Source organism: Silvibacterium sp., from assembly GCF_047605705.1.
Lineage (GTDB): Bacteria > Acidobacteriota > Terriglobia > Terriglobales > Acidobacteriaceae > Silvibacterium.
Genome location: NZ_JASGFD010000093.1, coordinates 1 through 10,353, shown reverse-complemented (window position 1 = coordinate 10,353; position 10,353 = coordinate 1). Strand labels below are relative to the sequence as shown.

Sequence of the window (10,353 nt, the reverse complement as noted above, 5' to 3'; positions counted from 1 at the left end):
TGCGGCTGTATCGAGCACACGCTGAATCGCGGCCGTGTCGAGCGTGCTGCCATCCCCGTGCGCCCCGTAATCGTTCACGAAGAGAGTCGACGCGGAGGCACTCCCGGCCGCCAGCAACATCGCAGCAAACAACGAAAGCCGCCGCATCATTGCGCGCCCCCATTTTGCTCACCAAAGACCAGCCGTACCGGACCGCGAATGCCTGAAGGAACAGGCTCGAGATTATTCATATCCTGCATCTGGAAGCGGTCTCCATACTTCGCCTTGAGCTCGGTGTAGTCGCGCGGAGGCTGCCCCGCCAGCTCATTGATGGCCGTATTGTAGACGTGCAGCTCGATCGTGTTCTCGCCACTCCGCAGCAGGCCTGTGAGCGCGAGCGCATAGGGAGGGTGCCAGAGCGCGCCTGCCCGCTTGCCGTTGACGAAGACAATCGCCGCCTCATGAACCGGAGGATCGATCCACGCCCGGATACCAGGCTTGTTCGGCGGCTGCGTGTCCTCAAGCGGCGTGGATGGCGCAAAGTCGACCGACACCACGTTGTGTGCTTCCCCCTCATCGACATGCACCTGCGCACGATAGACGACTTCGCCCGAGTAGAAGCGTGTCGCAGCGCTGTCTGTCCACAACGTATCCGTCTGCGGCTCTTCCGCAGGCTCTGGCTTCGAGCCTGCGCTCCCCGGGAACGTCATCGTCCACGGACCCAGCGCAGCGACGCGCCCTGGCGCTGCGGGATTGGCCACCGGCGCAGCATGCACGGCCGGGCCATCATGCAGAACCAGCACCCGCGAAGCATAGGGAGGAAACACGACATCCGCATCTGTCACCGCTGAGGTTACATTTCCTGACTCAACATCCCACCACTCCGCGGCACTCCGATGCGCCCGCACCTTCAGGCTCCAGTGAACCGGCTGATTGCTGGTGTTCGCGAGGAAATAGACATCTGCGAACGGCAGATGGCGATGAAGAAAGCCGAGCTTTCCCGCCGTTTCTCCGAGCGAAACATCCGGCGGCACAGTTTTCTCGAGCGCATCGGGCAGCTGGCTCGCATCCTCGATATGAACCGACGCCTTTACCAGCGCTGCGGCCTCCTGCTCCACCTTCGCATCGTCCTTCTCATCGCTCAACCCAGCTGCCCGCGTGGGCGTCTCGCCGATAAAGATCAGCTTCCCACCCTTCGCCGCATACGCCCGCAACAGCTCCACGCCATGCAGCGGCATGCGCTCCGTGGGAGGCACGACCACCACCGGATAGCGAATGCCCTTCGCATCTGCAGAGGCGAGATCGAGATAGTCGAGGTTATAACCGGCGTCGAGCACCGCGCCCATCAGCGCGGGTGTGATGCGATGCTCCATGCCGTCAGTCACTGAGACATGCCCGGGCCGAAAGTCCGCCTGCGCATCTGCCTCGGGCAGCAGGATCGCGACATCGTTCGCCGGCTCCCCCTGGCGCAACAGCCAGCTCACGCGCGCAAGATAGCGCGCAACCTCCGGCATCACCGGCCACCACGGATTGTGATCGTTCAGCGCCGCAGCCGCATACAGCGACCAGCCAGGTTCCTCCGCACCCGGCGCGGAGTAAGGATAGCCATGCTCGATGATCTGATTCACGCCTTCCAGGAACATGCGGTCCGCCTCGACCTTCATATCCAGCGGCGTAGCGCGAAAGGCCGGTGAATGCAGCCATGTGAAGGTCTCAGCCGAAGTTACGTTATTGCCGAAGATATGATTCGCCGAGCTGGCCCAGCGCGTATACGAGAAGTCGCGCCACTGCGGCCCTTCGCCCTCCGGCAGCTGCGGCACATGCTCGTCAAAGAGCGTCACACCCGGTGTGCCATAGGTCTGCGAGCGGAAGCGTGTGCCGTGCTGCGCGGCATACTGCGCGACCGTCGCGAGATAGTTGTCGCGCACCATGTCGGCCAGCGTCTGCCCCCAGTCGCGACGAATCGCCGCCGCCCGTGGCGTGTCTCCCTGCGCAAGCAGCGGCAGGTTGGGCACAAGATCGTAACCGCGCCAACGCCTGAATTCCTCCGGCAGTGTCGCGCTCCAGTCTGCGCCATACACCTCGAGCGAATCCGAGAAGATCGCATACGGCGGCTTGTCAGGAAACCCTTGCAGCAGCGCGCTGCCAACCGTGTTGAGATAGTGATCCACTGCCGCCTTCGACAGATGATCCAGCACATAGCCTTCGCCACCGAAGGCCGCGCGCTTCACCTGCTGGCGTGTGTGGCTGGCGAAGAAGAACAGCTCCACCTGCAACTTATCCGTCGCAGACTCGAGAGCCGAAGGCATGGTGCTTCCGGGGAGCTGCCGCGCATGCTCGGCATCGTAATGCGCGGGCGTGCCATCCGCGACAAATGCGGCGATGAAACTATCTCCCTCCACAGGCTGAGGCAGCTTTGCATCGGCGCTGCCGAGCGGCACGGCCACAATCTTCAGCTTGCCTGCTGCATCGGCGAGCGACACTTCGGGGCCACCGAACGGCCATCCGCTGCCGAGCGTAAGATCCACGCGCATACCAAGCGAACGCGCGTGATCCTCGGCGAAATGAACCATCGCCGCGTATTCCGGCGAAGCATAACGAAGATTCACCAACTGATGCGCAGGATCGTCGAGCGCCAGCGGATAGTCCGCGGCAAGCTCCACGCCGCCGATACCGGCCGCATGCATCGCGTCCAGCTCGCGGGCCAGCTCCGGCTGCACCACCGCCGGACCAAACCACCACCACCGCACCATCGGCTTCGCATTGTCCGGTGGATGCAGGAAGCCGCCGCGCAACTCGTCAAGCGTCTGCGCACTGCCCTGCGCAAGGCAGGACAGTGCGAGAACGCCCAGAACCGCGCCATATCGAATCGCTGCTTTCTTCATCTCACTATCCTGCACGAAAGCAGCACAAACCGCCTCATTCCGGCTTACTCCCCTCTCGATGGCTCCGCGCCTGCCACTCAGAAATTGACGTGGCCTGCGAACTGGAAGTCACGATTGCCGCTTGCGCCCGTAACTTCGCCGAAAGAGCTGTACGCGCTGGTGCCGGCCGGCCCCCAGGCAGTGTTCACACCGCTGAAGGTCGGATGGTTCGCCACGTTCAGGCTGTCCACCTCGAAGACAAAGTTCACCTGTTCATGAATCGGGAAGGTGCGGCGCAGGCTGACGTCATCATTCCAGTGGTTCGGATTGCGCAGGCCATACGGCGCGGTGCGTGCCGCGTTGCCGATGCGGTTGACGGGGGAAGCAAACGTCGCTCCCGCCGTTGTCGGGGCATAGGTGGAAGGCGCTACAAACGCCGCCGGATTGATGTACTGTTTGGTGAAGTTCTTGTTCGTTGCCTGCGATCCATAAGCGCCATTGATGCGGACCTTGCCGCCGAAGTTCGGCGCCATATCCGGTTCGCAGGTACCACTCAGCGGCGCAGTGCATCCACCGTAGGTGATGGCCAGCGGGACGCCGCTCGCATAGGTGTAGATGGAGGAGATCTGCCATCCGCGGAAGAGCTGGCGTGTCACCCAGTGGCTGCCCGTCAGGCCGCTCGCGCCGAAAGGCATCTGCCACACACCGAAGACGGCTGCACTCTGCGGCGTATCGACGACGGTGAGCGAACGGTCGATGCGGTCCATCTTGTAGCTCCCGCCGCCGTCCACGCTACCGGTCGGCAGCGCGTAGCCGCTGCGGAAGGTGCCGTCGTCGCCCATGTTCTTCGACCACGTGTAATTCACCGTGTACGAGAGCCCATGCCACGGACGCTGGCTGAGCGAGACCTGCATCGAGTTGTAGTTGAGGTTGCCCACATTCGATCCCCACGTATCCGTCACCCCCGAATACTGCGGGAAGGTCACGAGCGTCTGGGCAATGGACGCCTTCGTATTCGCGGCAGAGATGGAAGCATACGGAAGCGCGTATCCCGGCAGCGCTTTTTCAAGGATCGCGATGTTCGCCGGTGTCGCCAGTGCGCCGAGCAGCGGGGTTTTGCCGGTTGAATCCGCCACGCCACCCAGCTCATTGATATAGACCGGATTGATCTGGTTGCTCCAGTAACCGCGTGCCGTCGCAGCGGATGGAGCAAGGAAGTGGCTCGACGTACCGGCATAGTTCATCGTGAGGACGATGTTGTCCGTGAGCGCCTGCTGAATGCCGAAGTTGAACAGGTTAAATTCCGGCGCGCGGCCAGAGAGATAAGGATCGGCGTACGCCACGGAGCTGGCTGTCACGAAGCTGCCCGCGCTGTTGATGTAGTTGCCGGTGTTGGTGGTCTGCGCCGCGGCGTTGATCGCCGGCGTGGTGGGCAGCGTGTATCCGGGGCCACCATAAGCAGTATTTGACAGACCGGCGCCCTGGAAGTAGGTGCTGTTGTTCAGATAGTAGGACGGTCCCGCATCCGCGCCGCTGGTCACCTCGGCCGGAGAGGTCGCATTCACGTTGAAGCCCGACGCACCCGTGCCATTGCCCGCGCCGGAGCGTCCGCCAACACCGCCGCCGAGCGAGTAGACCAGCCCGTATCCGCCGCGGATCACCGTGCGTGGCGTTGCCTGGTAGGCAAAGCCGATGCGCGGCCCGAAGTTCTTCATATACGTCTGCACCGGCGTTGTGCATTCGCAGCTCACACCCGCGCCGCGATTGCCCGCGAACTGCAGCATGCCCTTGTTGCCCGTAAGCGTGTTCGTAAGATCCGGATTCAGGAAGCTCCAGCGATTCTCGGCCTCCTTGAACGGCGTCAGGTAATCCCAGCGCAGGCCCAGGTTCAGCGTGAGCTTGGGAGAGACCTTCCAGTCGTCCTGCACATACGGCGAGATGTCATGATAGCGGCCGCCCGTCTCGGAGACAGCCTGGATCGCGATGCTGCTCGAAGGCATGGCGCCAAGCAGGAAGCTCGCATACGAGAAGCCCGACGTGCCCGTCGACAGCGTGCTACCGACGAAGTTCGCGGTCGAGTTTGCATTCACCGCAGCAGTAAAGATGCCCGATGGGCCAAGCTGCGATGCGACGTTATCCTCCAGCCACTGCAGCTGCGCGCCGATGGTGATGCTGTGCCTTCCCTTTACCAGCAGGAAGTTGTCGAGCAGCGTATAGGTGTTTGGCACCGTGGTCTGCGTGGCGCCGCTTGCGCCGGCGGAGGTCCACTGCGCCTCGGCTGTCGGGTTCGGCGTGTTCGTACCGAAGGTGATGCCGGGGAACTCGTCTGACGCCTGCCCCGTCGGCAGATTCGTGATGCCGAGGTCGGCCGTCGCGCGATACGGTGCAATTCCATCCGTGAGCGACTCAACCGGCTGCGAGAAGCGGTTGAAGGCGACCTTCAGCTGGTTGCTCATCGAGTTGCTGATCTGCCAGTTGTCCTCGACATCCGTCATCACCGGGATGATCGTCGCGTAGCCGCCCTGCGTGTACGGCAGTGGCAGCACATAGCCGCTGTTGCCCACGGTGAACGGCACATTCTTGCGCACACCGTACGTCCACACATAGGAGAGACGCTGCTTCGGCGTCAGGTCGAAGTCGAAGCGCGAGGCGATCTCCCAGTTGTCGTATCCGGAGGGCACGCCAGCCAGCGTGTTATTCACCAGCTGGTCGTTCACCGGGGCCGGCAGGTACTGCTGCATCTTCAGAGCGATCGGCGAGAGATACGAAGTCGGGATCACATTACCCGCAAACTGGCTGCGGCAGAGCGTGCCGCCGTTGGCCGCGGTGCAGGCAGCGGTCGAGGTCGGATCGTAGATGTTGTCGGAGAGCTGGCTGAAGTTGCCTTCGCGCATCAGCGCAGTGGGCACGGTGATCACATTCGGATTTACGCCGCTACGGCCGTGGTACTTGTCGTAGGTCACGTAGAAGAACCCACGCTTGCGCAGGAAGGGAAGCGGACCGCCGCCCGAGAAGACCATTTCGTTCTGATGCTCGGCCGGCTTGGCCGCGGGTACCGTCTCACCGGCCGAGTTGGTCACCGTGAGTCCGGGCGGCGTAAAGCCCCACGTATCGAAGGCCGTGTTGCGGAAGTAGGTCGCAGCCACACCGTGATACTGCGATGCGCCCGAGTGCAGGGTGAAGTTGATGAGGCCTGCGCCGGTGTACTCCGCCGCGGGCGTGCTCGTCACCACCTGAAACTGATCGATCGCCTCTACCGGGATCGCATTCGAGACCACGCGGTTATCGCCCTGCTGATTGATCGTCGTCAGCGGAATGCCGTCCACGTAGACCGCGGCAAGATAATTGCCCGTGCCACCGATCACCGGTGCGCGCGTGCCTGCGACAGTGCCCGGCAGCAGCGTGGCAAATGCCGTGGGATCGCGCTGCTGGCCGCTCATCTGTAGCGGCAGGTTCTCGTAGGTGTGATTCTCCAGCACGCCGCCCAGCGTCGCGTTCGTCGTCTCCAGCGGAGGAGGCGCGGCAGTCACACGCACCTCGGTGGTCTGGTTGCCCACCTGCAGTGTCACGTTCAGGCCAGTCATCTTCAGCGCGTCGACCGCCAGGTTCTCCTGGCGGAAGATCTGGAAGCCGGCGGCCGTCACCGTCACCGTGTAAATGCCGGGGATCACCGGCGAGATTGTGTAAAGGCCGTCGCCGGTGGCCGCGTGCGTGGTGCTCACGTGGGTCGCCTGGTTCGTCACAGTCACGGACGCATTCGGCACCACCGCGCCTGTCTTGTCCGTAACAGTTCCCTGGATACCGGCTTCGCCGCCGGTCTGGGCATTCACGTTGGAGAGGTGCAGCCCGAAAAACAGAACGAACGCTGCCAGCGTAGTAAAGGCTTTCAGACGTCGCATACCCGAGAACGCAACGCTGTGAAGTGAGGCTTTCATGCATTACCCCTTGAAACAATTTCAATGGAGAAACTCAACCGGCAGAAAAACTACGACTCGGAGAATGCAGGTGTCAACACTTAATTCACATGGAAGCTTTTTGGAGCTCGGCCGATAACCCTCGCGAAATCAGCAATCTGCGGCATCGTATTGAGCCATAGAGACTTAGAGGTCAGACCACTAAAGAGCAGGAAGGCGCGGTGACCGTCGGCTGCAATCTGGACGTGGAAAGCAATAAGGAAGTTTTGACTGAGCAGACCTGAGAGCTGGATATACCTAACCCCTGGTTCTGAATGATTCTGTGAGATCTCGCATGAACCTCGGGGAACAAATTTCTTGGTCCGCTTGCGGCAATTGCGTGGTTGGCCCATGGGAATCAGCCTGATTGCTCTAGGCCGCCATCGAGGATTCTTTTATGGTACTTCGTAGATCTGACGGGCTTCACGATGAGGGCCTCGGCGGGACTCTGGCTCAAGGAGAGACATCCCATGCGTATACCATCTGTCCATCGGGCGCTGCCGCCAACAGGCAAGCAAAGGGGCTTATGAGATACTGCCTCTTCCTCTCCGCTGAAAGCTCACCCCACGCTCCCACCGCGAAACGCGCCGCTTGGTTCCCCACAAAATGACGCGTACCCTCATGACGCGTATCCTCGACCGAACATGGGTTTGCCGCCGGCACCACGGGCAGGCGTCTCACCTCCTCCCGTGTACAGACCGGTTTCTGCTCAGCCGGCGCAGCCGAAAGCCATACAGCCCTCACCGTACCCGGGCCATTCCGGCAGCCGCTTTCAGCCGAAGGCCACGGCGCAGATGCATGCCCCAAGGGGTTTTGCTCCGCCTCCAGCCTATAAACCATCGCCTCCACAACGAGGAACACTTCCCTCACCCACGCATTTCCCCATCGCGTCTTCACGGCCAGGAATCATACTGCCGACGCATCGAGCAACACGTTCCTACACGTTGCAGTGCATCTTTCTGGCAGATGGGAGCAATCGCCTGGACAACGTCGAAATGATTTCTCAACTTCGCCAAGAGCAGACAGGCGAAGGCGTAATACCCTTCGACCCAAATTGCGGACGATACTGCGCCGATGCAGCTATTCGTTTCGTTTCTCGGCAAGACAACCCTCTGCGTGAAATTCCTCGGGATGCCTTCAACTCATTGCCTGTTCCCACGAAGGGCAACTTCTTTCTCATATTCAGAGGACGGAAGTGGGCATGGGATCCCGACAAAGAAGGAAGTGAACTCACCAGGAGCCTCTGGACAGAAAATCCTCTGGCCTGGGGCATCGCGGACTGGAGAAGCAAGTTGGACAGACATGGTCCACTGATCATCAGCGGACCGATTGCCCTTCATGGATGGATATCTCACTATGTGCTCGCTATCGGAGTCGATGAAGCCAGAGAAGAGTTGATCTACAAAGATCCGATTGGGGCGAGCGAAACACGCAAGTCACTCGACTGGATAAGGAAGCATATCAATGCTGTGCACCGCCTGACGAGCCTCGATAATTTGCGGGCACATGCGCCTGATTACTTCCGTTAAATTGCTGTGAGTTGCCGTTGCGACATCTCTTTACGGCTCGCTCCGTGACCGGATGAGTGCTTTCCCCGTATTGCGGCTTGTCCGGTCTCTCTAAAAAAACGCGGGATCTCTGGAAGCTTGCTGGCGGAGGGAGAGGGATTCGAACCCCCGTTACCCTTTCGAGTAAAGCGGTTTTCAAGACCGCCTGTTTCAACCACTCACACATCCCTCCGCGGGACGCGGGCGCGCTGCCCTTATTGTAGCGGCGCGCTCCGAATCCTGCTCAGGGGAAACACATTTCTGCTTCCGCATAGAAGTCCAAAGCTACATAACCAGAAATACGTTCAGAACAGCGGCGCGTGTTCGCTCTCTTGCGAGCGGAAGTATCGAGTCCAGAAGTCGAGCTTCGTCTTGCCTGCGAGCGGCATCGGGCCTGCATGCTCGCCGATCTCCATCGTCTGCGCCACAGCCTTGCTCACCGGCGGCCATTCCGGCAGGCCATCGCCGCGCGGCGCGCCCGTGGAGGCAAAAGCCTTCAGGTATGCGGATGCCAGTGCCGAGACGCTGTGATCCGCGTTCTGCCATGGCCGATCGAGCAGGTTGAAATTGCGGAAGAAATAGGGAATCTCGCCCGTGTGAAACGCGCCGAATTCCGGGTGCTGCGGCCACGGAATGCCGCGATCGAAATAGTACGTAAAGACAGGGCTGTGCGCGCTCTGCCCCCGGTTCACCGCCCACAGATACATCGAGACGCGGTCACGGTCCCGCGAGGCCTCTGCCGTGGCCTTCGTAATCTCCGGCTCCGAAGCTGCCGGGTAAAGGCGCAGGTACTCATCGGCAAAGCTGCCATATCGCTTGTGTGCCAGCGACTCGTAGTCGGCGGCAGTGTGCATGGCAGGTGTAAAGAGCAGCCCATCGTTCGCCTGGTATCCGGTAATCACCGGAACATCGCTGCCCGCGTGGTTCCGCGCCAGCTCGGAAGGAGGTGCCGGCAGCACCCAGCCATCGATATCCGGCGCAAAGTGACCCGCCTGCTGCTGCGCCTTGAGTAGATCCTCCGCAGAGATGGCGCGAAGATCACGCAGCGATGCAGCATGATGATCGGCGGCAAACTTCGTACCCTCCGCTTCGGCAGCCGTGCGATCCTTCATGGGAAAATTGCCGAGCGAGAGGCCACTGTCCGCCATGGCTCCCGCAAAAAGTCCTTTGGCCTCGGGCGAAATTAGCAGCGCTCCGACGCTGAAAGCTCCCGCGGACTGGCCCCAGATGGTGACACGCTGCGGATCGCCACCGAAATTGCGGATATTGGCCTGCACCCAGTGCAGCGCGGCAATCTGATCCATGAGCCCGTAGTTGCCGGCCGCATGATGCGGCGACTCCGCCGCCAACTCGGGATGCGCGAAGAATCCGAAAATGCCGAGACGGTAATTGATCGTCACGACGACAAGCCCCGTGCTCGCAAGGTTTGTCCCGTCGTAGATCTTCACCGCGCCTGAGCCCTCAACAAAGCCGCCGCCATGGATGTAGACCACCACCGGCAGGTTCGCAGAGGCGCTGCGATTCGGCGTCCACACGTTGAGATAAAGACAGTCCTCGCTCACCTGGTTATGGACGAGAAACTCGGAGGTCCAGGGCAGGCGTTCATTCGCCGTAGTTTGCATACAGCTCGCCCCGGGATGATCGGCCACGCGAACACCGGACCAAGCCGGAACAGGCTGCGGCGCGCGCCAGCGCAGCTCGCCAACCGGCGGCGCAGCAAAGGGAATGCCCTCAAAGGAGACAACATGGGCCGACGAGTCCTCGACGCCGGAGAGCGCGCCGGACGCAGTCTTCACCTCCGGACCGGCTGCGCGCATCCACGGAGCGAACAGAAGAGCAGCACAGCAGAAGGCGACCAGGCGAAGAGCAGCGACAGGCTTCTGAGTCATAAGAGTGTCCGGGCAGCGTCCTTGATGGAAAGATAAGATGCGCGATCTCACCAAGGTATAGCAATGGCGGCTCAGGGCTCAGGGCTCAGGGCTCAGGGCTCAGGGCTCAGGGCTCAGGGCT

General features: G+C 61.4%; 4 protein-coding genes and 1 tRNA gene. 1 reads left to right on the top strand and 4 read right to left on the bottom strand.

Annotation, left to right across the window (positions count from 1 at the left end; genetic code table 11):
• Positions 1 to 146: 146 nt before the first annotated feature.
• The gene (locus QM649_RS19685; RefSeq protein ID WP_415200780.1) at positions 147 to 2,864 is read right to left on the bottom strand and encodes a glycosyl hydrolase; all 2,718 of its coding nucleotides are present in this window, start codon (positions 2,862 to 2,864) and stop codon (positions 147 to 149) included.
• A 77-nt stretch (positions 2,865 to 2,941) separates the two neighbouring features.
• The gene (locus tag QM649_RS19680) at positions 2,942 to 6,742 is read right to left on the bottom strand and encodes a carboxypeptidase regulatory-like domain-containing protein (protein WP_415200779.1); all 3,801 of its coding nucleotides are present in this window, start codon (positions 6,740 to 6,742) and stop codon (positions 2,942 to 2,944) included.
• A 1,049-nt stretch (positions 6,743 to 7,791) separates the two neighbouring features.
• Here QM649_RS19680 and QM649_RS19675 point away from each other — a divergent pair.
• Positions 7,792 to 8,325, top strand: coding sequence for a papain-like cysteine protease family protein (locus tag QM649_RS19675; protein ID WP_415200778.1), 534 nt, complete (start codon positions 7,792 to 7,794; stop codon positions 8,323 to 8,325).
• A 121-nt stretch (positions 8,326 to 8,446) separates the two neighbouring features.
• On the opposite strand, the gene QM649_RS19670 is transcribed toward QM649_RS19675, so the two are convergent.
• Positions 8,447 to 8,536: transfer RNA gene (locus tag QM649_RS19670), tRNA-Ser, on the bottom strand.
• A 112-nt stretch (positions 8,537 to 8,648) separates the two neighbouring features.
• A complete protein-coding gene (locus tag QM649_RS19665; RefSeq protein WP_415200777.1) occupies positions 8,649 to 10,232 on the bottom strand; it encodes a carboxylesterase/lipase family protein in 1,584 nt (527 codons plus the stop codon).
• Positions 10,233 to 10,353: the final 121 nt, after the last annotated feature.

Coding starts and splice junctions, on each gene's coding strand:
- QM649_RS19685 (WP_415200780.1), bottom strand. CDS start 2,864: ATGAAGAAAGCAGCGATTCGATATGGCGCGGTTCTGGGCGTTCTCGCA.
- QM649_RS19680 (WP_415200779.1), bottom strand. CDS start 6,742: ATGCGACGTCTGAAAGCCTTTACTACGCTGGCAGCGTTCGTTCTGTTT.
- QM649_RS19675 (WP_415200778.1), top strand. CDS start 7,792: ATGATTTCTCAACTTCGCCAAGAGCAGACAGGCGAAGGCGTAATACCC.
- QM649_RS19665 (WP_415200777.1), bottom strand. CDS start 10,232: ATGACTCAGAAGCCTGTCGCTGCTCTTCGCCTGGTCGCCTTCTGCTGT.